This window comes from Agromyces humatus (assembly GCF_021228295.1).
Lineage (GTDB): Bacteria > Actinomycetota > Actinomycetes > Actinomycetales > Microbacteriaceae > Agromyces > Agromyces humatus.
This window is the reverse complement of record NZ_JAJQPD010000003.1, coordinates 71151-96562: the sequence shown is the minus strand read 5'-3', so window position 1 is coordinate 96562 and position 25412 is coordinate 71151. Positions and strand designations below refer to the sequence as shown.

The following is a 25412-nucleotide window of genomic DNA, read 5'->3' as shown; positions in this document are numbered from 1 at the left end:
CACCCCGTACTTCGGTTGCGGGCCGGAACGGCCGAACCGGTAACCCTGCAACGGTCTCGACACGCGCTGCGCGCTACTCGACCGGCGAGGGAAGAAGGAGAAACACACATGTCACGTGCAGTAGGAATCGACCTCGGCACGACCAACTCGGTCGTCTCGGTCCTCGAGGGCGGCGAGCCCACCGTCATCGCCAACGCAGAGGGCTTCCGCACGACCCCGTCGGTCGTCGCATTCACGAAAGACGGCGAGGTGCTCGTCGGCGAGACCGCGAAGCGCCAGGCCGTCACCAACGTCGACCGCACGATCGCGTCGGTCAAGCGCCACATGGGCACCGACTGGAAGTCGCCCGAGGTCGACGGCAAGCAGTACACGCCGCAGGAGATCTCGGCGCGCATCCTGCAGAAGCTGAAGCGCGACGCCGAGCAGTACCTCGGCGACACCGTCACCGACGCGGTCATCACCGTGCCCGCGTACTTCAACGACGCCGAGCGCCAGGCCACGAAGGAGGCCGGTGAGATCGCGGGCCTCAACGTGCTGCGCATCATCAACGAGCCCACCGCCGCCGCGCTCGCGTACGGCCTCGACAAGGGCAAGGAAGACGAGCTCATCCTCGTCTTCGACCTCGGTGGCGGCACCTTCGACGTCTCGCTGCTCGAGGTGGGCAAGGACGACGACTTCTCGACCATCCAGGTGCGCGCCACCTCGGGCGACAACCGCCTCGGCGGCGACGACTGGGACCAGCGCGTCGTCGACTGGCTCATCAAGCGCTTCAAGGACTCGACCGGCGTCGACGTCTCGAAGGACAAGATCGCCCTGCAGCGCCTCAAGGAGGCCGCCGAGCAGGCCAAGAAGGAGCTGTCGTCGGGCCTGAAGGCCTCGATCCAGCTGCCCTACCTCTCGCTCACCGAGAACGGCCCGGCCAACCTCGACGAGACGCTCACGCGCGCCGAGTTCGAGAACATGACGAGCGATCTGCTCGATCGCACGAAGAAGCCCTTCGAAGACGTCATCCGCGAGGCCGGCATCAAGTTGTCGGATGTCGCGCACGTCGTGCTCGTCGGCGGCTCGACCCGCATGCCCGCGGTCAGCGACCTCGTGAAGCAGGAGACCGGCCAGGAGCCCAACAAGGGCGTCAACCCCGACGAGGTCGTCGCCGTCGGCGCGGCCCTGCAGGCCGGCGTCCTGAAGGGTGAGCGCAAGGACGTGCTGCTCATCGACGTCACGCCCCTCAGCCTCGGCATCGAGACCAAGGGCGGTATCATGACCAAGCTCATCGAGCGCAACACGGCGATCCCGACCAAGCGCAGCGAGACCTTCACGACCGCCGACGACAACCAGCCGTCGGTGGCCATCCAGGTCTTCCAGGGCGAGCGCGAGTTCACCCGCGACAACAAGCCGCTCGGCACGTTCGAGCTCACCGGCATCGCGCCGGCTCCCCGCGGCATCCCGCAGATCGAGGTCACGTTCGACATCGACGCCAACGGCATCGTGCACGTGTCCGCGAAAGACAAGGGCACCGGCAAGGAGCAGCGCATGACGATCTCGGGCGGCTCGTCGCTGCCCAAGGACGACATCGAGCGCATGGTGCGCGAGGCTGAAGAGCACGCCGCCGAAGACAAGGCGCGCCGCGAGTCGGCCGAGACCCGCAACCAGGCCGAGCAGCTCGCCTACTCGATCGAGAAGCTCATCAAGGACAACGACGACAAGCTGCCCGCCGACGTCAAGTCCGAGGTGCAGGGCGACGTCGACGCGCTCAAGTCGGCCCTCGCCGGCGACGACGACGCGGCCGTGAAGAGCGCGTTCGAGAAGCTCAACGCTTCGCAGGGCAAGCTCGGCGAGGCGATCTACGCCCAGTCGCAGCAGGCCGACGCGGCTGCCGCCGGCGGCGAAGACGCTTCGGCGTCCGGCCCGGCCGCCGACGACTCGTCCGATGAGGACGTGGTCGACGCCGAAGTGGTCGACGACGAAGACGAGAAGAAGACGTCATGACCGACGAGCAGAACCAGAACCACGAGGAGCCGGTGATCCGCGATAAGCGTCGCATCGACCCCGAGACCGGTGAGGTTCGGCACCCCCATCACGCCGACGGGGCGCCCGCCGAAGGCGCCCCCGAGGCGGCGGGCGGCGTCACCGAGGCGGCGGGCGACGCCGGCGCCGAGGCATCCGATCTCGCCGACGAGGAGTACGAGCTCACGGTCGACGACATCCTGAACGCGGCCAACGCCGAGGTCGAGGAGCCGAGCGACGAGCACCTCGCCGACCTCAAGCGGGTCACCGCCGAGTACGCGAACTACCGCAAGCGCACCGAGGCGAACCGCGAGCTCGAACGCGAACGCGCGGTCGGTGCGGCCGTCGCCGTGCTGCTGCCCGTGCTCGACGACCTCGACCGGGCCGAGAAGCACGGCGACCTCGAGGGCGACACGCCGTTCGCGACGATCGCCGCGAAACTGCGGGCCCAGGTCGAGAAGCTCGGGCTCACCTCGTTCGGCGAGGTCGGCGAGCCGTTCGACCCGCAGCACCACGAGGCGATCTTCCAGCAGCCGAGCGACGAGGTCGAGATCGACACCGTCGCTGACGTCGTCGAGAACGGCTACAACCTCGGCAGCGTGCAGCTGCGCCCGGCGAAGGTCGTCGTCAAGACGCCGCAGTAGCCCATCGTCGGTCGAGTAGGCGCGCCAGCGCCGTATCGAGACCACCACGAGGTCTCGATACGGCCTCCGGCCTACTCGACCGACGATCCCGCTTCAGACAGACTCAGAGAGAGGAGGTGCCGATGGCCAGTCAGGATTGGTTCGACAAGGACTTCTACCAGGTGCTCGGCGTCTCCAAGGACGCGAGCGGCGCCGACATCAAGAAGGCGTATCGCAAGCTCGCGCGCAAGTACCACCCCGACCAGAACCAGGGCGACAGCGCCGCCGAGGCGAAGTTCAAGGACATCAGCGAGGCGAACTCCGTACTCTCCGACGCCGAGCAGCGCAAGGAGTACGACGCGATCCGCGCCATGGGCTCGGGCGCTCGGTTCACCGCGCCCGGCGGCGCCGGTGCCGGAGGCGGGTTCGAAGACGTCTTCGGCGGCATGTTCGGCCAGGGCGGTGGGCGTCAGTCGTACACGTTCCAGCAGGGCGGCGATTACGACGACCTGATCGGCGGCCTCTTCGGCGGCGGCCGGTTCGGCCAGCCGACCGGGGGCTACCGCGGCTTCGGCGGGCCGACCAGAGGACGCGACGTCACCGCGACGACGACCCTCGACTTCATCACCGCGACCAAGGGCGACCAGATCACCCTGCAGTCGGCCGAGGGCAAGCCGATCACCGTGCGCATCCCCGCGGGTGTGGCCGACGGCCAGAAGATCCGGCTGCGCGGCAAGGGGCACCCGTCGCCCGACGGCGGCGAGTCGGGCGACATCATCCTCACCGTCAACGTGCGCAAGCACCCCGTGTTCGAGCGCGACGGGCTCAACCTGCGCGTGACCGTTCCGGTGACATTCGCCGAAGCCGCGCTGGGGGCGACCATCCAGGTGCCCACGCTCGGCGCCGACCCGGTGAAGCTGCGCGTCGCGCCTGGCACGCCGAGTGGGCGTGTGCTGCGCGTCAAGGGCCGCGGCGTCGAGACATCGAAGGGCACGGGCGACCTGCTCGCCGTCGTGCAGATCGCCGTGCCGTCGCACCTGTCGAGCGACGCCGAAGAGAAGCTCAAGGCGTTCGCCGCCGAGCTGCCTGCCGAGAACCCACGCGACGACCTCATCGCGAAGGCGCGGAGCTAGGCGATGGACATGAACGAGATGAGCCCGCTGTTCGTCATCTCGGTCGCCGCAGAACTCGCCGGCATGCACCCGCAGACGCTGCGGCAGTACGACCGAATGGGCCTCGTGTCGCCGACGCGGACGGCGGGCAAGTCACGTCGGTATTCGATGCGGGATGTCGCGCAGCTGCGCGAGATCGCACAGCTCTCGAGCGAGGGCGTGAGCCTCGAGGGAATCCGCCGTGTGCTCGGCCTCGAAGACGAGGTGGCGACGCTGCGCGCCCGCGTGCGCGAACTCGAGGCGGCGCTCGCCGACGAGATGCTCAACCGGCCCGGGCGTCGCGTGTTCGCGGCGGGCTCGGCGGGCGAGGTCGTCACCCTGCGTGCCGGCACGCGCGTGCGGCGCGAGAACGCCGTCGTCGTCTGGCGCCCGCTCGACCGCTGATCGGGCTGCCCTCACCACCCGCTCTCGAGCACCCGAACCGGGTGCGGATCGGCGCGTACGCGCAATCCGAACCCGCTTCGGCAACGAATACCTCACTAGCGGGTGATCCGGATTCCCGCGGAGGCGGAGGCGTGATGTCGCGCGACATCGAGACGAACGCGAAGCGGCGCGGGCGAGCGCGCCTCGCCTGGGCGGCGCTGGCGGGACTTGTGAGCGCCGGCGTGTTCCTTGCGGCCGCCGAACTCGTCGCCCTGTTCGTCGCACGCGATGGCGGGCCCATTCTCGCGGTCGGGTCGTTCGTGATCGACATCGTGCCGCGCTGGGCGAAGGAGTTCGCGATCGCGACCTTCGGCGATAACGACAAGCCCGTGCTGCTCATCACGCTCGCCGTCGCGGTGGCGGTCGCCGCCGCCGTCATCGGGGTGCTGCAGTACCTTCGGCCGCCGCTCGGCGTCATCGCCCTCGGCGTCGCCGGGGCACTGTCCACCGCTGCCATCGTGACCCGTGCCGGCGCCACTTCGCTGGCTTGGGCGCCGCCGGTCGTCGGCACTATCGCCGGGGTCGTCGTGCTGGTGCTCCTCGTGCGGCGGCTCCACCGCTGGCGCGACGCTGCGATTCGCGATGTCGAGGGCCGTGGCAGCGACGTCGTCGGCGTGGGCGACCCACGGCCCGCCGCGGTGCTCGAGGGCGTCGATCGGCGCGCATTCTTCCGCCTCGCAGGCATCTCGGCGGCGTCCGCTCTCGTCGTGGGTCTCGGCGCCCGCGTCGTGAACGCCGCCACCTCATCGATCGCCGCGGTGCGGAAGGCGTTGAGGCTGCCCGCACCGAGTTCGAGGGTGGTCGTGCCGACTGGCGCCGAACTCGACATCCCGGGTATCTCACCGCTCTTCACCTCGAACCGCGACTTCTACCGTGTCGACACCGCGCTGACCGTGCCATCCGTCGACCCTTCCGCATGGCGACTCATGGTCGACGGCATGGTCGACCGCCGCATCGAGCTCACGTTCGACGACCTCGTGGGCATGGGACTCGATGAGTTCGCGATCACCCTCACCTGCGTCTCGAACGAGGTCGGCGGCGACCTGCTCGGCACCGCGAGGTGGCTCGGGGTTCCGGTGCGCGAGGTGCTGCGTCGTGCTTCTCCGCAGGCGGGCGCCGACATGGTGCTCTCGCGAAGTATCGATGGCTTCACCGCGAGCACACCCCTCGAGGCGCTCACCGACGATGGCCTCGACGCGATCCTCGCGGTCGGGATGAACGGCGAACCGCTCCCGCTCGAGCACGGTTTCCCGGTGCGCATGGTGGTCCCGGGTCTCTACGGTTACGTGTCCGCGACGAAGTGGCTCACCGAGCTGAAGGTGACGACGTTCGCAGCAGACGAAGCGTATTGGACTCCGCGCGGCTACAGCGCCAAGGCCCCGATCAAGCTGTCCTCGCGCATCGACACCCCCCGCATCGACAAGGCGCTGAGCCCGGGACCGACCATCATCGCCGGCGTCGCCTGGGCCCAGCCCGTCGGCATCGAGCGCGTCGAGGTGCAGATCGACGATGGCCCCTGGGAGGACGCCGTACTCTCCACGCCGATCAACCGCGACACGTGGGTGCAGTGGTATCTCGAGTGGGAGGCGACCGCCGGAACGCACTATGTGGCGGTGCGAGCGACAGACCGGAACGGCATGCTCCAAATCGAGGAGCGGACGCCGATCGCGCCAGACGGCTCGACAGGATGGCAGCGAACGCTGCTCAGGGTGAGCTGAGCGGCGCGGACTCGGAAGCGTCAACTCACCAGGCCGACTCGGGCGCCTCGACGACGGGCACCGGCGAGGTCGACCAGTGCGCGCCGTTGCCGTAGTGGCTCGTCGCCCACGGCGACTGCCAGATCGCGGCCGCGGTCGTCGCGGCGGGTGCGCCGGCGTCGAGCCCGGCCTCGATCGCGTCGTAGAACGACAGGCGCCGCAAGCTGTCGGCCGCGTACTCGGCACCGACCTGGAGGGTGGCATAGCTGCCGAGGCCCGAGCCGCCGCCAGACCCGTTTCCGTTGTTCAGCGGGTTGTTGCGGTTCCACCAGTTGTCGGGGCCGTTCTCCTCGCGCATCCACTGGGTGATGACCACCACGTTCTGGTCGGTCACCGGGAATTCACCGAGCACGAGCACGAGCTTGGCCCAGTCGTGATTCGTGCCGCCGGCGACGAGCGTCTGAGGCCCGGTGGCCGCGGTGTACGACTCGTGCGAGACGGCGGGGGCTGCGACATCCGATGCGACCTCGACGCGTTGCGCGTCACCGTTGTGCGGCGAGTCCGCCGCTGCCGCGAATGCCGGAGAAGTCGCGTCGGGACGCGAGAGCGGAGCCAGCGCGAGCGTGGCGATCAGGCCCAGCACGGCCGTGACCGAGAGCACACCGGCGAAGCGGCGAACGAATCGCTCGCCGCGTTTCACTCCCCCGTGCCGTGCGCGCCGCATGCGAGCACCGAGGGTAGCAAAGTCGAATGGATGCCGCACCCAGGGTCGGCCGCAGCCGGCCCACGCCCCACCGATGCAGGAACTTCTGACATCTCGGCGGCGAGTCACGCGGCGACACGCCGCCGGCAGGCAGGTTCTTCCTGTTGCACTCCGGGTGCGGGGGAGTTCGGGTGCGGGGGAGTTCGCGGGCGGGGGGCTTCGGTGCGGGGAGTTCGCGCGCGGACGGCGGGTGCGCGCTGCGTACCTAGGCTGCGTACCCTTGGCCCATGCCCTTCGATCTCGGCGCGCTGCGCCGCCACCCCGACGTCGAGGGGCCGGGACTCGAAGCATCGGATGCCGCTGACCGACTGGTGCTCGATGTAGCGGCCGCGCGCATCGCGGCGGCGGGGCCGGGCGAGATCGTCGTCATCGACGACGCCTACGGCGCGATCGCGCTCGGCGCGGCCGACGCCGGGGCACGAGGCATCCGCGTGCATCAGGATCTCGTGACCGGCGAACGCGCGCTCGCCGAGAACGCGGCGCGCACCGGCTTCGCCGAGGCCGTGCGGTCGATGCCGTTCGAGGCGGCGCTCGTGGCTGATGCGCGCCTCGTGCTCATGCGCCTGCCGCGCTCGCTCGACCGGCTCGACGAGGTGGCGGCGCTCGTCGCCGAGCACGCGCACCCCGATGTCGTGCTCGTCGCGGGCGGACGTATCAAGCACATGTCGCTCGCCATGAACGACGTGCTACGCGGGCACTTCGGGGCGCTCGACGTGTCGCACGCGCGCCAGAAGTCGCGGGTGCTGACGGCGTCGGGTCTCGAGACGCGTCCTCCTTCGTCGGGCGCTCCTCGACCAGCGGGTGATTCGTCGGGCGCTCCTCGACCAGCGGGTGATTCGTCGGGTGCTCCTCGACCAGCGGGTGATTCGTCGGGCGCTCCTCGACCAGCAGCGGGGTCGGGCGCTCCTCGACCAGCGGGTGATTCGTCGGGCGCTCCTCGACCTGCAGCGGGGTCGGGCGCTCCTCGACCAGCTGATGCGTGGCCCCGCCGCGAGCACCACGACGACCTGGGGCTCACCGTTCTCGCGCACGGCGGGGTCTTCGCCGGCACGGGCGTCGACATCGGCACGCGGTTCCTGCTCGCGCACCTCGCCGACGCGGTTCCGGATGCCGCGACCGCGGTCGACCTCGCCTGCGGCACGGGCGTCGTCGCGACCTGGCTGGCGCGCGAGCGCGCCGGGCTGCGGGTGACCGCGACCGATCGTTCGGCCTCGGCAGCGGCATCCGCTCGCCTGACGGCCGACGCGAACGGCGTCGCCGATCGCGTCGACGTGACGCAGGCCGACGGTCTCGAGCTGCTCGCCGACGCGAGCGAGCCGCTCGTGGTGCTGAACCCGCCGTTCCATTCCGATGCGGCGTTGCACACGGGCATCGCCTCGCACCTGTTCGCCGACGCGGCACGGGTGCTCGCGCCGGGCGGCGAGCTGTGGTGCGTGTGGAACTCGCACCTGCGGTACCGGCCGATGCTCCAGCGTGCGGTCGGGCCGACGCGCCAGATCGCCCGCAACCCGAAGTTCACGGTCACCGCGTCGACCCGGCGGTGACGGTTCGAGGTTCCGTCGCGCGCGCGGGCGTGTCAGGCTTGGAGTGTGACCCCATCGACCCTCGAGCAGCACGACACCGAACTCCGCGAGCGCGTCGCGGCCGACGTGCCGTGGCAGACGATCGTGTGGGACGACCCGGTCAACCTGATGACCTACGTGACGTACGTCTTCCGCAGTTACTTCGGCTTTCCGCGCAAGAAGGCCGAGCGGCTCATGATGCAGGTGCACACCGAGGGCAGGGCCATCGTGGCCAGCGGCAACCGCGAGCAGATGGAGCATCACGTGCAGGCCATGCACGGGTATGGGCTCCAGGCCACGGTCGCGAGGGCCGAGACGTGATCGTCGCGGGGCTCGGCGGCGGCGAGGGCATCCGCATCGTGCTCGAGACCGAAGAGGCGATGCTGCTCTCTGAGCTCGCCGACCAGGTCGACTCGGTGCTGCTGCTCGGCGAGGCCGACGACCCCGCGCTCGGGCGGCTGCTGCCGAACGCCTACCCCGAAGACCTCGAGGCGTCCGAGGAGTTCACCCGCTACACACGTGACAGCCTCGTCGACGGCAAGCGACAGGCCGCGCAGTCGGTGCGCGACGCGACCGCGGTCGATCACGTCGACGCCGGAGTGGTGCAGATCGAGCTCGACCAGGCCCAGGCGTGGGGTTGGCTGACGTTCCTCACCGACCTGCGACTCATCCTGGCCGAGCGGGTCGGCGTCGACGACGACGAGGGCGACGCCGACGTCGAGACGCGCGACGACTACCTTCGTGCCGCCTACGAATGGGCTGGGTTCGTGCAGGGCTCGATGCTCGAGGTGCTCGACCCGATCAAGCCCTGAGCCGTCCAGGCGCCTTCATCTCGTCGAACGGGCCGAGCGGATGCCCCGCCGCGCGCCGCGCGTGCGTGCGCGTGCCCGGGGCTGGCATGCTGATGCCGAGCGGCCACGCCGGCCTCGGCGCCGCCTGACGACAGGGGACCCGAGTGAGCCGAACTGCGACCACCTCGAGCGCCACGACGAAGGTTCGCGAACCGTCGTCGATTCTGCGCGTACTTCGCGACCCGGCCGCCACGGCCGAGTCCCTCGAGTCGAGCGCGCTCGTGCTCGGAGCGGCGCTGTTCGCCGTCGGCGGCATCGTCGCGTGGATCTCGTTCCTCGGACGTGACCTGCCGATCGCCGGCGAGGGGTCATTGGGCCAGTTCGTCGCGATCGGGTCGGCCGTAGTGACCATCGTGGCCTTCGTCGCAGGCCGGATCGCACTGCGCCGGCGCACGCAATCACCCGCCGCGCAGCCCGAGCCGCTGGCCGGTCTCGAAAGCCCGGGCGTGCACATTCACTGGTTCGACCTCACCGCGATCGGCGTCGCCCACGCCGTGATCGCCCTGCTCGGCTGGGTTGGCCTCTCCGACCTGCTCGAGCAGAGCTTCCAGGGCGCGGTCGTGTTCAGCCTGCCGGGCGCCGTGCTCGCGGGCGTCGGCTTCGCCGTCACGGGGTACGCGGTGTTCCTGTCGTCGGCGCACCTCACGCCGATGCTGCTCTCGTTCGTGCTCGCGCTGTTCCTCGTGGTCGGTGCGCTGGCGAGCATGCTGAGCGCGAGCGACCCCCAGTGGTGGCAGGAGAACCTCAGCGCGCTCGGCATGACCGACGACATCTCGTCGCTTGCGTTCAACGTCACGTTGATCATCGCGGGGGCGATCGTCACGACCATCGCCCGCTACGCGACCGCGTCGGTTCCGGTCACCACCGCGGCCGAGGTGAGAGGCCGCAATGTCGTGCGCGTCGGCCTCATCCTCATCGGCATCTTCCTCGCCTGCGTCGGCGTCTTCCCGGTCGATCGGTTCTTCTTCGTGCACAACACCGTCGCGACGGGCATGGCCGTGGTCTTCGCCGTCGTCGTCATCGGCCTGCGCTGGTTCATCCCCTCGATGCCGCGCGTCTTCATCCTGCTCGGGTACGTCTACGTCGGCGTCATCGCGATGCTCGGGGCGTTCTTCGCGACTGGTTACTACAACCTCACCGCGGTCGAGCTCGTCGCCGGGGTGCTGATCTTCAGCTGGATCATCGTGTTCCTGCGCAGCTCGGGTGCGATGCACTCGCCGCGTGCGGCCGTCGCCGCGACCTGAGGAACGACGAGTCTCGAACGGAACGAGGGGCCGGATGTCGCGACATCCGGCCCCTCGTTCGTCGTTCGGCGGCTACGCGCTGTGCGAGAGCGCCTTCGCCTTGAGCTGGTCGTATTCGGCTTGCGAGATCGTGCCGGAATCGAGCAGGGCCTTGGCCTTCGCGATCTCGTCGGATGGGCTCGCCGCGCTCCCGGCGGTCTGACGGATGTACTCGTCGGTCGCCGCCTGGTACTGCCTCGCCTCTTTCTGCGAACGCTCGGCCATGCCGTTGCCGCGTGCGATCAGGTAGACGAGTGCAGTGAGGAACGGCACGAAGATCAGGAAGAGGATCCACACCGCCTTCCACCATCCGTTGAGCTTGTGGTCGCGGAACAGGTCGCCGATGATCGCGAACAGGGCGAACAGGTAGGCGATGAAGACGAACGCCCAGAGGAACCACCAGATCAGATCCCAGAAATTGTTCCAGAAGGTCATGCGGAGCCCTTTCACTGCGGGAGCGCTCCCCCATAGAGCGCCGCTGTGGCGAACCTATCGCGTGGCGGTCTCGCACGTCCACAGTTCCGCGCCGTTGCGGCGCTACCCTCGACGCGGGAGGACGCATTCGGGAGAGTGGCGCCAGGTACTCGCCGTTCGACCGCGCGACCCGCCCACGAATCCGGCAGACAGGAGCTGACATGACGCTCGCGATACCTCCGACAGATGCGGATGTCACGCCACGCCGCCTGATCATGCTGTCGGTGCCGGCGCTCCTCATCGGCGTGGTCTCGGCTCTGGTGCTCTGGGCACTGAACTCCGTGTCCGAGGCACTGTCGTCGGTGCTCTACGACACGATCCCGGGTGCGCTCGGCGTGGACTCGTCGGGGTGGTGGATCGTGCTGGTGCTCACCGTCACCGGCCTCGCCGTGGGGCTCGTGCTCGTCGTCGCGCCCGGCCACGGCGGCCCCGACTCGGCGACGACCGAGCTCGCCGAGCCCCCGCAACCGCTGCGCAACCTGCCCGGACTCGCGATCGTGACGGTACTCGCGCTCGCGGGCGGCGTCAGCCTCGGTCCTGAGAACCCGATCATCGCGATCAACGTGGCGATGCTCGTCGCCGTCGGCGCCCGGTTCATGCCGAAGGTGCCGGCGCGGCTCACGGGGTCGCTCGCGGTCGCGGCCACCATCGGCGCGCTCTTCGACACGCCGGTCGCGGCCGCCCTGCTCTTCACCGGAATCGTCGCCTCGCTGAAGTCGGGCGGGGCCCTGTGGGATCGCCTCTTCCTGCCGCTCGTCGCGGCGGGCGCCGGCGCCATCACGATGCACCTGCTGGGCCAGCAGGCCTTCGGATTCAACGTGCCCGGGTACGACGGCCCGAAGCCGCCCGACCTCGTGACCGGCGCGATCGTGGCGTGCGCCGCGACCGTCATCGCCCTCGCGATGCTGGCCGCGTTCCCCGTCGTGTACCGGATCATGCACTCGCTGCGCCACCCGGTGCTCATCGCGACGGCCGGTGGCCTGCTGCTCGGCCTGCTGGGGCTGCTCGGCGGGCCGATCACGATGTTCAAGGGGCTCGAGCAGACCGGCGACCTGCTGGCGAACTCCGCAGACTACGACGCGGCCCAGCTCGCGGCGTTGGCGGGAATCAAGATCGTCGCCCTGCTCGTCGCGGCGAGCTCGCTGTTCCGCGGCGGCCGGGTCTTCCCGTCGGTGTTCATCGGGGTGGCGCTCGGGCTGCTGGCGAGTGCACTCATCCCGGCCATGCCCGTCGGGCTGGCGATCGGCGCCGCGGTGCTCGGGGTGGTGCTCGTGGTGACCCGCGACGGCTGGATGGCGATCTTCGTCGCGGTCGCGATCGTGGGCGACGTCTCGGTGCTGCCGGTGTTGTGCGTGATCGTGTTGCCGGCCTGGCTGCTCGTGACTCGCGCGCCCGAGTTCCGCATCGCGCCGCCCGCATCAGAATCGGCTGTAGCGCCGCCACCCGCTCGGGGATAGTCTGCAGAGAACGCGTGAAGGGGAGCCACGAATGACGGAATTCGAGTACGGTCCGGTCGATCTCTATCTCGTCGGATTCGAAGGCGATCGGCCCGACGAGGGCACGCTCGAGGCCATCCGAGAGCTCGTCGCGGGTGGTGAGATCAGGCTGCTCGACTTCCTCGTCGTCTCGAGGGAGCCCGACGGCTCGCTGCAGGTCTCGGAGTTCGAGGAGATCGCCGACGACTACGGTTTCGGCGTCACCGAGCTCGAGACCATCGGCCTCGTCGGCGATGAAGACGTCGAGGAGTTCGCCGAGCAGATCCCGCTCGGCACGTCGGCGGCGCTGCTCGCGATCGAGCTCGTCTGGGCGAAGAAGCTCGCCTCCCGATTCGCCCAGTCGGGCGGCATCGTACTGTCGGCCGAACGCATTCCCGCGACGGTCGTGAACGCCGTGCTGGCAGAAGCTGAAGAGGAGTAGCACCATGCCGTTCAGGAGGATGGGACGCCCGGGACTCGTCGGGATGGCCGCTCGCACCGCCGTCGTCGCCGGAACCGCCACGGCGGTCAGCGGCAGCGTGCAGCGGCACCAGCAGGAGAAGGCCCAGGGCCAGTACGAGCAGCAGCAGTACGAGGCGCAACAGCAGCAGGCGCAGATCGACGCGGCGGCGCAACAGGCCGTCGCGCAGCAGCAGGCGGCCGCCGCCGCCGCAGCGCCCCCACCCGCCGCGCCCGCCGCCGGAGGCGTCGACATCGTCGCCGAGTTGCAGAAGCTCGGAGCACTCAAAGACCAGGGCATCCTCACCGACGCCGAGTTCGCGGCGGCGAAGGCGAAGCTGCTCGGCTGAGGCCTTGCCGCGACCACGACATGGCCGTCACCCTGCGAGCGGTTGCGACCGCTGTTCCGCCGACCATTCTCGTGCAGCCCGAGGTGCGCGACGTCTTCGCCGCGCAACCGGGCCTCAACCGCCTTGCACAGCGCATCATCGGCACCGCCTTCGACGTGTCGGGCATCGAAACACGCCACACGGTGCTCGACGAGCTGAGCTGGGAGGCGCACCCCGACGAGCCGGTGTTCTTCGACATCGACTCGGGCGAGCTGCGGCTGCCGGGCACCAAGGTCCGCAATGAGATCTACGCGGTCGAGGCCACCCGCCTGTACCTCGAGGCGGCGCGGGCCGCGCTCGCGGCGTGCACGGGGGTCGAGGCATCCGATATCACTCACGTGGTGACCGTCTCGTGCACCGGGTTCTACGCACCCGGCCCCGACTTCATGCTCGCCCGCGACCTCGGGCTCAACCCGGGCGTCGAGCGATACCACCTGGGATTCATGGGGTGTTACGCGTCGATTCCGGCGCTGCGCATCGCCAAGCAGTTGTGCGAAGCGGATGCCTCGGCGGTCGTGCTCGTCGTCAGCGCCGAGTTGTGCACGTTGCACCTGCGATCGTCGAACGACCCCGACACGATCGTGGCGTCGTCGCTGTTCGCCGACGGCGCGGCGGCTGGCATCGTGTCGACGCGTCCGGCCGAAGCGGGTGAGAAGGCGTTCGACCTCGACGGGTTCGCGACGCGCGTGACACCGGTCGGCGAGGGCGACATGGCCTGGAAGATCGGCGACCACGGCTTCGAGATGGTGCTCTCGAACGCGATCCCCGCGATCATCGACGACCACATCACGGGCGCGCTCGAGCCGCTCTTCGCGACCGAGCCGACGCTTGCCGCGGCACTCGCCGCCGACACCGCGTCGCAGGCGGTCGAGCATTGGGCGATCCACCCAGGCGGGCGCAGCATCCTCGACAAGGTCGAGTCGCGGCTCGTGCTCACCGAGGCGCAGCTCGTGCCCGCCCGCGAGACCCTGCGCGACTTCGGCAACATGTCGAGCGCGACGGTGCTGTTCGTATTGAAGAACATCCTCGAGTCGCACGCGGCGTCCGATGGCGATCGCGTGGCCGCGATGGCGTTCGGGCCGGGGCTCACCGTCGAATCGGCACTGCTCACCGTGCGGGCCTAGTGTGCGACATCCGTTCACCTCGCTCGCGTTCCGTGACGAACGTGTGGTCGAGCAGATGGACGGCCCTGACGCCGACCCGAACATGCTGGCGAAGACGTACGAGCGATTCCGGCTCGTGAATGCGGTCGTGTCAGGCGAGCGCGCCGTGTACCGGCGGTGGGTGCGCCCGCGGCTCTCGCCGGTGTGGGCCACGCGGCTGCTCGACGTCGGCACGGGCAGCGCCGACCTGCCCCGCCGCATGCTGCGCTGGGCCCGCGCCGACAGGCTGCGCCTCGAGATCACCGCGATCGACCCCGACGAGCGGGCGATCGCCTGGGCCGACGCGCAGCCGCCCGTGCGGGGGCTGACGGCGCGGCGTGCCATGACGGGCGACCTCGTGCGTGCCGGCGAGCGGTTCCAGATCGTGCTGTCGAACCACGTGCTGCACCACCTCGACGGACACGAGACGGGCGCGCTGCTCGCCGACTGCCAGCGCCTCGTGGGTCCGGGCGGCATCGTGGTGCTCGGCGACATCGAGCGCAGTTGCTGGGGCTACGCGGGCTTCTGGCTCGGTACCCTGCCGTTCGCCGGCAACCTGCTCGCCGGCACCTACATCCGCGGCGACGGGCTCGCGTCGATCCGTCGCAGCCACACGGTCGCCGAGCTCGCCGGCGTGCTGCCGCCCGGGTGGCGCGTGCGGCGGGCGTTCCCCTCGCGGCTCGAGGTGGCCTGGGGGCCGGATGTCTGAGCCGGCGGCAATCGCACACGAACCGATCCACGACGTGGTCGTGGTGGGCGGCGGCCCCGTCGGCATGCTGCTCGCGTGCCTGCTCGCGCTGCGCGGGCGCGACGTCGTGGTGCTCGAACGACGCCATGAGCGGTCGGGGCGATCGCGGGCGATCGGCATCCACCCGCCAGGGCTGCGTGCGCTCGCGCACGTCGGGCTCGAGCCGGCGGTGCGCGCGGCCGGAATCGAGATCGCCGGCGGCCGCGTGATGTGCGAGGGCCGGGTGCTCGGCGACATGTCGTTCGCCAAGGCCGGAGCGGTGCTGTCGCTGCCGCAGCTCGAGACCGAGCGGCTGCTCGAGGGGCGGCTCGACGAGTTGCGGCCGGGGGCGCTGCGGCGCGGCGTCGAGGTGCGGCACGTGCGCGACCGCGGAACCCATGTCATGGTCGACGCCGTCAACGTCGGCGACGCCGGTCGTGCGACCGGGGTGCTCTCGGTGCGTGCCCGGTACGCGGTCGCGGCCGACGGGGTGCGCAGCGCACTGCGCGAACAGCTCGGCATCGACTGGCACGCCCACGCCGGACACGCCCACTACGTGATGGGCGACACGCGCGACGACACGGGCGAACCCGATCAGGCACTGCTGCACTTCGAGCCGTCGGGCGTCGTGGAGTCGTTCCCGATGCCCGGCGGTCTGCGCCGCTGGGTCGCCTGGGTGAGGCGACCTCCGGCACACACCTCGGTCGAACATCTCGCGACGATCGTGCGCTCGCGCACGTCGGGTGCGTTCGACGCCGCCGCAGCCTCTGAGCCGAGCGCGTTCGAGGCGCGGCAGCACCTCGCCTCGCGCCTCGCGCACGGACGCGTCGCGCTCGTCGGCGATGCCGCCCACGAGATCAGCCCGATCGGCGGCCAGGGCATGAACCTCGGCTGGCTCGACGCGCTGCGGCTCGACCACGACCTCGAGACCGCGCTCCGGGTGGGGGCGCCGTTCGAAGCGTTCGAGGCGTACGACCAGGTGCGACGCGCGGCCGCGGCGCGGGCCATCCGTCAAGCCGCGTTCAACATGGCGATGGGCGCACCCGCGACGGGCGTGCGACTCCGGGTGCGCAATGGCGCCGTGCGCGTGCTGGCGGTGCCGCCGCTGCGCGGACTGCTCGCGCGCGCATTCACGATGCGGTGGTTGTGAGTCGGCTGGGCCGGTGCCGCCGGTTCAGAGCACGATTCGAGTGAGCGCGAACACCGGGATCAGCCGGCCGGTCTTCAGCTGGTAGTCGGCGTAGGGCGGGTACGCCTCGACCGCGCGCGCCCACCAGACGGCGCGCTCGTCACCGCTGAGCTCGCGGGCCTCGTAGTCGTGCTTCTCGGCGCCGTCCTGCAGTTCGACGTGCGGGTGGGCGACGAGGTTGTGGTACCAGAGCGGATGCTTCGGGGCGCCGCCGATCGACGCGACGACGGCGTACTCGCCGTCGTGCTCGACCCGCATCAGTGCGGTCTTGCGCAGCTTGCCCGTCTTCGCGCCGAGCGTCGTCAGCACGATGATCGGCATGCCTCGCAGGGTGTTCGCCGTGGCGCCGTTCGACGCCTCGAAGGCCTCGGCTTGCGTGCGGGCCCAGCCCGACGTGCTCGGTGCGTATTCGCCCTCGAGTGGCATCTGTCTCCCCTACTTCGTGGTCTTCATCGACCGTAACCCGGGTCGAAGCCGGCGAATTCCCCCACGGATCGGGCGAGGTCGTGCGGCAGACGGAGCGACAGGCTGATGCCCGCCTTCCTTGCCCCGCCCGAAGGTTGTATGCCAGCGTGGGAGCCGGGCCGTCGACGGTCGGCGGTATGCGGGGGAAGGCAGACGCTGTGACGAAGGAATTCGCGGGGAAGATCGAACTCGACGTGCGCGACTCAGTATCCGACTGGGACGCGTTCCTGCCGAGCAGGGCACCCGAGGGTGCACCGAACGTGCTCGTCGTGCTGTACGACGACACCGGGATGGCGGCATGGTCCCCGTATGGCGGCCGCATCGACATGCCGACGATGGACCGACTGGCCAAGGACGGCCTCACCTACTCGCAGTGGCACACGACCGCACTGTGCTCGCCGACGCGTTCGACGTTCCTGACCGGTCGCAACCACCACCTGAACGGGTTCGCGACGATCTCGGAGTCGTCGACCGGGTTCCCCGGCTACAACTCGCACATCCCGCCGTCGAACGTGACGATGGCGCACCTCCTGCGCGATGCCGGCTGGTCGACGTTCTGGGTCGGCAAGAACCACAACGTGCCGATCGACGAGTGGACCGCCGGGGCCTCGAAGAAAAACTGGCCGCTCGCCCAGGGCTATGACCGCTTCTACGGCTTCATCGGCGGCGAGACCAACAACTGGTATCCCTCGCTCGCCGAAGACAACAAGTACATCGACCAGCCGTACCTGCCCGAGGACGGCTATCACCTCTCGAAGGACCTCGCTGACCAGGCGCTCAAGATGATCCGCGACGTCAAGCAGACCGAGCCCGACAAGCCGTGGTACCTCTGGTTCTGCCCGGGCGCCAACCACGCGCCGCACCACGCGCCCGAGGAGTACATCGCGAAGTACAAGGGCAGGTTCGACGACGGCTACGAGGCGTACCGCGAGTGGGTGCTGCCGCGCATGATCGAGCGCGGCATCCTGCCCGCCGACACGGTGCTGACCGAACTGAACCCCATGCCCGACGGCACCTTCTCGCCGACCGACGAGGTGCGTCCGTGGGCGTCGCTGAACGACGAGGAAAAAGCGATGTTCAGCCGCATGGCCGAGGTGTCCGCCGGCTTCTCGGAGTACACCGATGCGCAGGTCGGCCGCATCATCGACTACCTCGAGGAGTCGGGCCAACTCGAGAACACCCTCGTCATCTACTGCGCCGACAACGGTGCTTCGGGTGAGGGCAGCCCCAATGGCTCGGTCAACGAGGGCAAGATCTTCGGCGGCTACCCCGACGACGAAGCCGAGAACCTGCGTCTCGTCGACAAGCTGGGCAGCCCCGACACCTACAACCACTATCCGACCGGCTGGGCGGCGGCCTTCTCGACGCCGTACAAGATGTTCAAGCGGTACACCTACCAGGGCGGGGTCGCCGACCCGCTGGTGATCCATTGGCCCAGAGGCATCGCGGCCCGTGGCGAGGTTCGCCACCAGTACCACCACTCGACCGACATCGTGCCGACCATCCTCGAAGCATGCGGAGTGGCCTTCCCCGACACGTACAACGGGGTCGACCAGACGCCCCTCTCGGGCGTCTCGATGACGCCGTCATTCGATGCGACGCCCGACGCACCGACGAACAAGCAGACGCAGTACTACGAGATGTTCGGCCAGCGCGGCATCTGGCACGAGGGATGGAAGGCCGTCACCGTGCACGGCCCGGTGAGCGGCAAGGGCGACTTCGACAACGACGTGTGGGAGCTGTATCACACCGAGGTCGATCGTTCCGAGGCGAACAACCTCGCGGCCGAGCACCCCGAGAAGCTCGAGGAGCTGAAGGCGCTCTGGCTGGCGGAGGCGGAGGCGAACAACGTGCTGCCGCTGAACGACCTGCAGATCATCGGCAACCCGAAGGACTATGAGGCCTTCATCAAGATGGAGTTCCACCAGCCGGCCCCAGCGAGCGGGCAGTTCGTGTACTACCCGGGCACGTCCGAGATCCCGGAGCGTTCCGCCGCGAACGTGCACGGCGTCTCCTACAAGATCGCCGCCGAGGTCGAGCTCACACCCGACAGCCAGGGCGTGATCTTCGCCCACGGTTCGCGCTTCGGCGGGCACGCACTCGTGATCAAGGACGGCCAGGTGCACTACGTGTACAACTTCCTCGGCATCCCGCCCGAGGATCGCATCTCTGCCCCGGTCCCGACGTCGGGCAGGCACATCATCGGGGTCGAGTTCACGAAGGAGGGAATGGGCCAGTACCGGGAAGGCGTCGGGCCGCTGAAGCTGTACATCGACGACCAGCAGGTCGGCGAGCAGCAGATCCGTACGGTGCTCGGCCACTTCTCGCTCTGCGGCGAGGGGCTCACCATCGGGCGCGACAGCGCCGACCCGGTGTCGTCGCTGTACGGCTATGGCTTTGACTTCACCGGCGGCGAGATCGCCAAGGTGGTGTTCGATATCGCCGACGACGCGTACATCGATCTCGAGGCGCACCTCGCCGCGGCGATGGCGCGTGACTGACACGCGCCCGCTTCCGTCGTGGTCCGACGGGCCGGCCCGCGACGCGATCCTCGCGTTCGTGGAGTCGGTCTCGTCGGGCCCCGATGCGGTGCCCGAAGCCGCCCGCATCGCGGTGTTCGACAACGACGGCACGCTGTGGACCGAGAAGCCGATGCCCACCCAGCTGCACTTCGTCGTGCAGCAGTGGGCGGCGGCTGCAGCGGCCGACCCGTCGCTCGCCGAGCACCAGCCCTACAAGGCCGCCGAGCAGGCGCTCGCCGCTGCATCCGCACATGGATTCACGGTCGTGAGCGTCAAGCGCGACTTGTCGACCGTCTTCCCGGCTGCGTAGGGCGGGCGGATGTCGCAGACGGATGTCGCGGGCCGCCGGTTCCGGCTCTTCCCGACGCTCGCGGGGTACCGGCGCGCATGGCTCGGGCCCGACCTGCTCGCCGGACTCTCGGCGGGCGCGGTCGTGATCCCGCAGGCGATGGCCTACGCGACCATCGCGAACCTGCCCGTGCAGACCGGCCTCTACACGTGCATGGTGCCGATGCTCGTGTACGCGATGCTCGGCGGCTCGCGGGCGATGAGCGTGTCGACGACGTCGACGATCGCGACCCTCACGGCGACCACCCTCGTCTCGGCTGGAGTCGCCGCCGGCAGCGACGACCCGATCCCCGACCTGATGGCGCTCGCGCTGCTCGTCGGCGTGATCCTGCTGCTCGCCCGGCTCGCGAAGCTCGGCTCCCTCGTCGAGAACATCTCGCGCGCGACCATCGTCGGCATCCAGGTCGGCGTGGGCGCGACCGTCGCCGTCGGGCAGCTGCCGAAGCTGCTGGGGGAGACCGAGAACTTCTCGGGGCACGGATTCATCCGCTCGCTCGTCGCGGTCGCCGAGGCCCTGCCCGGCGCGCACTGGACGACCGTCGCCCTCTCGGCGGGCTCGATCGCGGTGCTGCTCGTGGTCAAGCGATTCGCGCCGCGGGTGCCGGGTCCGCTCGTCGTCGTCGCGGCGGGCATCCTGCTCGTGGCGTTCGGCGGGCTCGACGAGGCGGGCGTCGAGCTCATCGCGCCGGTGCCCCAGGGCTTCCCGGTGCCGGCCCTGCCGTCATTCGCGAACCTCGGCGCCCTGCTGCCGGGCGCACTCGGCATCGCGGTCATGGCGTTCCTCGAGTCGGCGGCCGTGGCGCGTGGCATCCGCAAGCCCGGCGAGCGGCAGGTCGACAGCAATCAAGAGCTGTTCGCGACCGGTGCGGCCAACACGCTCGGCTCGTTCTTCCAGGTGCTGCCGGCCGCAGGCGGCTTCTCGCAGAGCGCGGTGAACCAGGGCGCGGGCGCGCGCACGCAGCTCTCGACGATCGTCACGGTCGTGCTCGCGGTGCTGGTCGCGCTGTTCCTCGGGCCGGTGCTGAGCCTGCTGCCGCAGGCCACGCTGGCGGCACTCGTGTTCGTCGCCGTCGTCGGCCTCATCGACATCGCCTCACTCGTGCGGTTCTGGCGCATCAGCCGCACCGACTTCTGGATCGCCGTGTCGACAGCGGCGGTCGGCCTCACCGCGGGACTGCTCCTCGCGGTTCTCGTGGGCGTGCTCGCAACGTTCGTGGTGGTGTTGCGGGAGTTGAACAAGGTCCGCATCGACGTCGGCAACCCGATCGACGGGGTGCTTCCCGTCCGGCTCCTCGGCCCGCTCTACACTGCCAACGTGCTCGCGAACGAGAACGCCGTGCTCGACGGGGCGGCCGCACACCGGGGCATCCGTTCGGTGGCGCTCGAGCTCACCCGCATGTCGGTGACCTCGGTGACGGTGCTCGACACGCTCGCCGACCTCGACCGCGAACTCGGCGGGCAGGGCATCGAACTGCGTCTCGCGGCCGTGCCCGACGCGGGCGCGACCGTCGCGCGGCGGACGAGCTGGTACGCGGGCCTCGAGGCGGCCGGCAGGGTCTACCCGACGCTGGGCGAGGCGACCGCCGACCCGCGCGGCGAACGGCAGGAGGATCACTGATGCAACCACCGCTCGCGGGTCTGACTCGCAGGAATCTGGCCAGGGAACTCACCGCGGGCGTGACCCTGCTCGCGATCGCGATCCCGCTGAACATCGGGTATGCGCAGATCGCCGGGCTGCCGCCGACGGCGGGTCTGTACGCCCTCATCGTGCCCACCGTGGTGTACGCCCTCGTCGTGTCGAGCCGGCAACTCGTGGCGTCGCCCGATGCCGCGGCCGCCGCGCTCGTCGCGTCGTCGATCGGCGGGCTCGCAGCCGCCGGCAGCGCCGATTACGCCACGCTCGCGATGGCGCAGGCGATCATCTGCGGCATCATGTTCGTGCTGCTCTCGGTGCTGAAGCTCGGCTTCCTCGCGAACTTCCTGTCGAAGCCCATCCTCGTGGGCTTCGTCGGCGGCCTCGCACTCGACATCCTCGTGAGCCAGATCGCCAAGATGCTCGGCGTCGGCATCGACTCGGGAGGCGAGTTCGTCGAGAAGGTCGTGGGGCTCGTGACCGGCCTCGGCACGATCAACCTCGTCTCGCTCGCCATCTCGGTCGTATCGGTCGCGATCCTGCTCGGCGGACGTCGGCTGCTGCCGGTCGTGCCGTGGGCGTTGGTCGTGCTGCTGCTTTCGACGATCGCCGTGATGATCGCGGACCTCGACGACGCCGGCGTCGACGTACTCGGCGAAGTACCTGCCGGGCCCCCGGCCCTCACCTGGCCGATGCTCGACTGGTCGATGTGGCTCGTGCTCATCCCCTCGGCGATGGCGCTGACGCTCGTGACCACCGCCGAGGGCCTGCTCGTCTCCCGGTCATACGGCGAGAAACGCGGCTACCCCACCAGCCCGAACCGGGACCTGCTCGCGTTCGGCCTCGGCAACATCGCCGCGGGCGCGAGCGCGAGCTTCGCGGTGGGTTCTTCGACCTCGCGGACGGCCGCCATGGATCAGTCCGGGTCGCGGACCCAGCTGCCCTCACTCGTGCTCGCGGCCGGCACGCTGCTGCTGCTGCTCTTCGGCACCGCACTGCTCGCCGACATCCCGTCGCCCGCGATCGGGGCGATCGTCGGCGTCGCCATTCTTCCGCTCCTGGGCATCCGCGAGTTCGTGGGCCTGTGGCGGCAGGACCGGTTCGAGTTCGTGGTCGGCGCGGCATGCTTTCTCGTCACGCTCTTCATCGGCGCGATCCCGGGCATCCTCGTGGCGTTCGTGCTCGCGCTCATCAACCTCGCCAAGCGCGCGGCCAACCCGGCCATCGACGTGCTCGAGGCGGGCGGCGAGCCCACCGACTCGCTGCTCGAAGAGGCTCCCCGTGGTGCCGTGACCGCGCCGGGCGTCATCGTCGTGCGGCTCGCGGCGCCGCTGTTCTTCGCGAACAGCGCCGTCTTCGGCGATGCCGTGAAACGCGCAGTCGGCGCCGCCGAGTCGGCGGGCCACGGCCCGGTGAGGCACGTGGTGATCGACATGGAGGCGGTCACGGACCTGGATGTGACCGGCGCCGAGACCTTCGAGGCATTGCTCGAATGGCTCGGGCAGCACGACATCGAGCTCTCGTTCAGCCGTGTGCGCCCGGTCGCGAAGGCCCGACTCGACCGCCTCGATCTGCTCGGAGACGCCCGCATCTTCGACACCAACCGAGCGGCGATCACGGCGCTCACCGAAGACGACGGCGCCGCCGTCGAGAAGGGATGAGCCCATGGGTGCCGTCATCGGAGATATCCTCCCCCTCGCCGTCGGAATCGCAATCTCGCCGATCCCGATCATCGCCGCGATCCTGATGCTGCTGTCGCCGCAGGCGAAGGGCACGAGCGTCGGGTTCCTCCTGGGCTGGGTACTGGGCATTGTCGTCGCGGTGGTCGTGTTCACCCTGCTCGCCTCGGTGATCCCCGAACAGGATCCGGATGCCTCGAAGCCCATCGCCGGCATGATCAAGATCGTCCTCGGCGCGCTGCTGTTGTTCCTGGCGCTCAAGCAGTGGCGCGGCCGCCCCAAGGCCGACGAGGAGCCGCCGTTGCCGAAGTGGATGAGCGCCATCGACACGATGACCGCGGTGAAGGGCCTGGGTCTCGGGTTCCTGCTCTCGGCGGTGAACCCGAAGAACCTCATCATGGCGGTGAGCGCCGGCATCGTGATCGGCACCGCCGGCATCTCGGGCGGTGAACAGACGATCGCGATCGCCGTGTTCGTCGTCATCGCCGCGTGCTCTGTCGCGATCCCGGTCATCGGCTACCTGGTGGCATCGAAGCAGATGGCCGGGCCTCTCGAGTCGCTGCGTGGCTGGCTCGTGCACAACAACGCGACCGTCATGGCCGTGCTGCTGCTCGTCATCGGCGTCGTGGTGATCGGCAAGGGGATCGGGAACTTCTGACATGGGCGGGAACGTGACGACGGATGCCGCGAGCGATGCTCCCACGCAGCGCGCCGGCCTCGCGCACGGAACCCGTGTGCTCCTCACCGTCGCCGCCGCGGTCGTCGCGTTCGCCGGCGTGTGGCTCGCCCGTGACGTGCTGGCGCCCGCCGCGGTCGCCGCGGTCGTCGTGATCATCGCCCATCCGGTGCGGCATCCGCTCGAACGTCGCGGGTGGCCGCGCTGGGTCGCAACCACCGCAGTGATCGTCGTCGCGTACCTGATCCTCGCGGTGCTCGCCGCACTGCTGCTCTTCGCCTCGGCGCAGTTCGTCGCTCTGCTGCCCGACTACGCCGATGAGCTGCAGGCCACCGCGGCATCCGTCGCCGACACACTCGCGTCGATGGGTCTCTCCGACGCGGCATCCGATGCGACGTCGTCACTGCTCGATCCCGGCACGCTCGTCGGATTCGCGGCATCCGTCGCCGACACCGTGCTCGGCCTCGCCACGGCGTTCTTCTTCGTGCTCGCCTACGTCATCTTCATGGCAGCGGATGCCGCGCGCTTCGCCCGCGCCGGCACGGTATTCGGCAATGCCCGCGCCGACGGCATCGGACGCGGCTACTTCGGCGGCGTGCGCCGCTACTACGTCGTGAACGCGACGTTCGGCGCGATCGTGGCGGTGCTCGACGGACTGCTGCTCTGGGCGCTCGGCATCCCGATCCCGATCGTGTGGGCGATCCTCGCGTTCGTCACGAACTTCGTGCCGAACATCGGGTTCGTGCTCGGCCTCATTCCGCCCGCCGTGCTCGCCCTCGTGGTCGGCGGGTGGCCTCTCGCGCTCGTGGTCGTGCTCGCGTACAGCGTGATCAACGTCACGCTGCAGGTGCTCGTGCAGCCGAAGTTCGTGAGCGATGCCGTCGACCTCAGCCTCACGCTGTCGTTCTTCTCGGTCGTCTTCTGGGCCTTCGTCATCGGGCCGATCGGGGCGATCCTGTCGATCCCGCTCACCCTGCTCGTACGGGCGCTGCTCGTGGAACCCGACGATCGCGCCGAGACCCTGCGCCGACTCTCGGGGAATCCCGTGCGCGACGGGAGCCGGTGAACTAGGGGCGGGTGATCACGAGCGAGAATTCGACGAACCCGTCGGGCTCGACCGAGACGAAGCCGAGGTTCGGCGCTTCGACACCGAAGTCGGCGAACGTGATGGGAATGCTGCCGGCAACCTGGCCGTCGGCGCCGTTCAGCACGGCTTCGAGGTCGACCGTGACGGTGCGGGTGACGCCGGCGAGGGTGAGTTCACCCGTCGCCTGGACGGTCTGCACCTCGCCGACCGTCGGTGCTGCGTCGACCGCGACCGGCTCGGTGAGCACGAAGGTCGCCGTCGGGAACTCGCCCGTGCGCATCGCGTTCGAGCGGAAGTATTCGTCGCGGTTACCCGAGTCGGTCGCGATCGACGCGACGTCGACCTCGAGCGACGCGCTCGTGAGCGTGAGTTCGTCGACGGTGAGCGTGCCCGTGACATCAGAGGTGCGCCCGGTGACGGTGACGTCGGTGCCGTTCAGCACCTCGTCGACGCGGTAGCCCGAAAACGAGCCTTCGGTGACGGCCCAGTCGCCACTGAGATCGGATGCCCCAGTATGCGCCCCGGTGTCGTTCGTCGAACTCGGGGCCGCGGTCACCGACGGTGCGGCGTCGGCCTCGCCGACGATGAGATCGCGGTAGATGATCGGGCCGGCTACGGCGGCAGTGGCGCCGAGCACGAGCGCTCCGGCGACGATTGAGATGGTGATGATCTTCGTGCGCTTCTGCATGCTGCTCCCCAGCGTCGGACTTCAAGCATTGCCGACGAACATATGAGAAAGTGCTGAAGCACGTCACACCCGGAATAC

At 69.6% G+C, this 25412-nt stretch carries 25 protein-coding genes; 21 read left to right on the top strand and 4 right to left on the bottom strand.

Annotation, left to right across the window (positions count from 1 at the left end; translation table 11 throughout):
* The first annotated feature begins 108 nt into the window (after window positions 1–108).
* From dnaK to LSF15_RS05670, 5 genes are all read left to right on the top strand, one after another.
* Window positions 109–1989 (top strand): molecular chaperone DnaK, encoded by a 1881-nt coding sequence (gene dnaK, locus LSF15_RS05690; RefSeq protein ID WP_232497562.1) that lies wholly within the window; start codon window positions 109–111, stop codon window positions 1987–1989.
* Window positions 1986–2651 carry a nucleotide exchange factor GrpE gene (locus LSF15_RS05685; RefSeq protein ID WP_232497561.1) on the top strand — a complete coding sequence of 222 codons (666 nt, stop codon included), beginning with the start codon at window positions 1986–1988 and terminating at the stop codon, window positions 2649–2651. Before dnaK ends, LSF15_RS05685 begins: the two co-directional genes overlap by 4 nt.
* 122 nt (window positions 2652–2773) lie before the next feature.
* Window positions 2774–3763, top strand: a complete 990-nt coding sequence (locus tag LSF15_RS05680; protein ID WP_232497560.1) for a DnaJ C-terminal domain-containing protein — start codon at window positions 2774–2776, stop codon at window positions 3761–3763.
* Window positions 3764–3772: 9 nt separating this feature from the next.
* Window positions 3773–4186: a heat shock protein transcriptional repressor HspR gene (locus LSF15_RS05675; RefSeq protein ID WP_232497559.1), complete on the top strand. Its 414-nt coding sequence runs from the start codon at window positions 3773–3775 to the stop codon at window positions 4184–4186.
* A gap of 134 nt (window positions 4187–4320) precedes the next feature.
* On the top strand, window positions 4321–5943 hold the full coding sequence (locus LSF15_RS05670; protein ID WP_232497558.1) for a molybdopterin-dependent oxidoreductase: 1623 nt from the start codon (window positions 4321–4323) through the stop codon (window positions 5941–5943).
* A gap of 25 nt (window positions 5944–5968) precedes the next feature.
* On the opposite strand, the gene LSF15_RS05665 is transcribed toward LSF15_RS05670, so the two are convergent.
* On the bottom strand, window positions 5969–6646 hold the full coding sequence (locus tag LSF15_RS05665) for a hypothetical protein (RefSeq protein WP_232497557.1): 678 nt from the start codon (window positions 6644–6646) through the stop codon (window positions 5969–5971).
* Between the two features lie 266 nt (window positions 6647–6912).
* Here LSF15_RS05665 and LSF15_RS05660 point away from each other — a divergent pair, with 266 nt between their 5' ends.
* The 4 genes from LSF15_RS05660 to LSF15_RS05645 all read left to right on the top strand — a co-directional run bounded on the left by LSF15_RS05660 (window position 6913) and on the right by LSF15_RS05645 (window position 10342).
* A complete protein-coding gene (locus LSF15_RS05660) occupies window positions 6913–8229 on the top strand; it encodes a methyltransferase (protein WP_232497556.1) in 1317 nt (438 codons plus the stop codon).
* 45 nt (window positions 8230–8274) lie between these two features.
* Complete coding sequence (gene clpS, locus LSF15_RS05655; protein WP_372459926.1) at window positions 8275–8568, top strand: ATP-dependent Clp protease adapter ClpS; 294 nt, start codon at window positions 8275–8277, stop codon at window positions 8566–8568.
* Complete coding sequence (locus tag LSF15_RS05650; protein WP_232497555.1) at window positions 8565–9059, top strand: DUF2017 family protein; 495 nt, start codon at window positions 8565–8567, stop codon at window positions 9057–9059. Before clpS ends, LSF15_RS05650 begins: the two co-directional genes overlap by 4 nt.
* Window positions 9060–9202: 143 nt before the next feature.
* Window positions 9203–10342: a DUF998 domain-containing protein gene (locus LSF15_RS05645; protein ID WP_232497554.1), complete on the top strand. Its 1140-nt coding sequence runs from the start codon at window positions 9203–9205 to the stop codon at window positions 10340–10342.
* Between the two features lie 72 nt (window positions 10343–10414).
* Here LSF15_RS05645 and LSF15_RS05640 read toward each other — a convergent pair whose 3' ends face one another.
* Window positions 10415–10816 (bottom strand): SHOCT domain-containing protein, encoded by a 402-nt coding sequence (locus LSF15_RS05640; RefSeq protein WP_232497553.1) that lies wholly within the window; start codon window positions 10814–10816, stop codon window positions 10415–10417.
* A 200-nt stretch (window positions 10817–11016) separates the two neighbouring features.
* Here LSF15_RS05640 and LSF15_RS05635 point away from each other — a divergent pair, with 200 nt between their 5' ends.
* The 6 genes from LSF15_RS05635 to LSF15_RS05610 are packed head-to-tail and all read left to right on the top strand — an operon-like array spanning window position 11017 to window position 16197.
* Window positions 11017–12312 (top strand): ion channel protein, encoded by a 1296-nt coding sequence (locus tag LSF15_RS05635; protein ID WP_232497552.1) that lies wholly within the window; start codon window positions 11017–11019, stop codon window positions 12310–12312.
* Window positions 12313–12343: 31 nt separating this feature from the next.
* Complete coding sequence (locus LSF15_RS05630) at window positions 12344–12772, top strand: DUF6325 family protein (protein WP_232497551.1); 429 nt, start codon at window positions 12344–12346, stop codon at window positions 12770–12772.
* A gap of 4 nt (window positions 12773–12776) precedes the next feature.
* Entirely contained in the window at window positions 12777–13139 is a 363-nt protein-coding gene (locus LSF15_RS05625) for an SHOCT domain-containing protein (RefSeq protein ID WP_232497550.1), read from the top strand.
* Window positions 13140–13159: 20 nt separating this feature from the next.
* Window positions 13160–14302, top strand: coding sequence for a type III polyketide synthase (locus LSF15_RS05620; RefSeq protein ID WP_232497549.1), 1143 nt, complete (start codon window positions 13160–13162; stop codon window positions 14300–14302).
* Window position 14303: 1 nt separating this feature from the next.
* Window positions 14304–15029, top strand: coding sequence for a methyltransferase domain-containing protein (locus tag LSF15_RS05615; protein WP_232497548.1), 726 nt, complete (start codon window positions 14304–14306; stop codon window positions 15027–15029).
* Window positions 15022–16197, top strand: a complete 1176-nt coding sequence (locus tag LSF15_RS05610) for an FAD-dependent oxidoreductase (RefSeq protein WP_232497547.1) — start codon at window positions 15022–15024, stop codon at window positions 16195–16197. The genes LSF15_RS05615 and LSF15_RS05610 overlap by 8 nt, the downstream gene beginning before the upstream one ends.
* A 24-nt stretch (window positions 16198–16221) precedes the next feature.
* On the opposite strand, the gene LSF15_RS05605 is transcribed toward LSF15_RS05610, so the two are convergent.
* Window positions 16222–16662, bottom strand: coding sequence for a nitroreductase family deazaflavin-dependent oxidoreductase (locus tag LSF15_RS05605; protein ID WP_232497546.1), 441 nt, complete (start codon window positions 16660–16662; stop codon window positions 16222–16224).
* Window positions 16663–16859: 197 nt separating this feature from the next.
* Here LSF15_RS05605 and LSF15_RS05600 point away from each other — a divergent pair, with 197 nt between their 5' ends.
* The 6 genes from LSF15_RS05600 to LSF15_RS05575 are packed head-to-tail and all read left to right on the top strand — an operon-like array spanning window position 16860 to window position 24625.
* Window positions 16860–19202 (top strand): arylsulfatase, encoded by a 2343-nt coding sequence (locus LSF15_RS05600; RefSeq protein WP_232497545.1) that lies wholly within the window; start codon window positions 16860–16862, stop codon window positions 19200–19202.
* The gene (locus LSF15_RS05595) at window positions 19195–19533 is read left to right on the top strand and encodes a hypothetical protein (protein ID WP_232497544.1); all 339 of its coding nucleotides are present in this window, start codon (window positions 19195–19197) and stop codon (window positions 19531–19533) included. Before LSF15_RS05600 ends, LSF15_RS05595 begins: the two co-directional genes overlap by 8 nt.
* A 9-nt stretch (window positions 19534–19542) precedes the next feature.
* A complete protein-coding gene (locus tag LSF15_RS05590; RefSeq protein ID WP_232497543.1) occupies window positions 19543–21189 on the top strand; it encodes a SulP family inorganic anion transporter in 1647 nt (548 codons plus the stop codon).
* Window positions 21189–22865, top strand: coding sequence for a SulP family inorganic anion transporter (locus LSF15_RS05585; RefSeq protein WP_232497542.1), 1677 nt, complete (start codon window positions 21189–21191; stop codon window positions 22863–22865). The genes LSF15_RS05590 and LSF15_RS05585 overlap by 1 nt, the downstream gene beginning before the upstream one ends.
* A 4-nt stretch (window positions 22866–22869) precedes the next feature.
* Window positions 22870–23541, top strand: coding sequence for a GAP family protein (locus LSF15_RS05580; RefSeq protein WP_232497541.1), 672 nt, complete (start codon window positions 22870–22872; stop codon window positions 23539–23541).
* Between the two features lies 1 nt (window position 23542).
* Window positions 23543–24625: an AI-2E family transporter gene (locus LSF15_RS05575; protein WP_232497540.1), complete on the top strand. Its 1083-nt coding sequence runs from the start codon at window positions 23543–23545 to the stop codon at window positions 24623–24625.
* A gap of 1 nt (window position 24626) precedes the next feature.
* On the opposite strand, the gene LSF15_RS05570 is transcribed toward LSF15_RS05575, so the two are convergent.
* Window positions 24627–25334, bottom strand: coding sequence for a YceI family protein (locus LSF15_RS05570; RefSeq protein ID WP_232497539.1), 708 nt, complete (start codon window positions 25332–25334; stop codon window positions 24627–24629).
* Window positions 25335–25412: the final 78 nt, after the last annotated feature.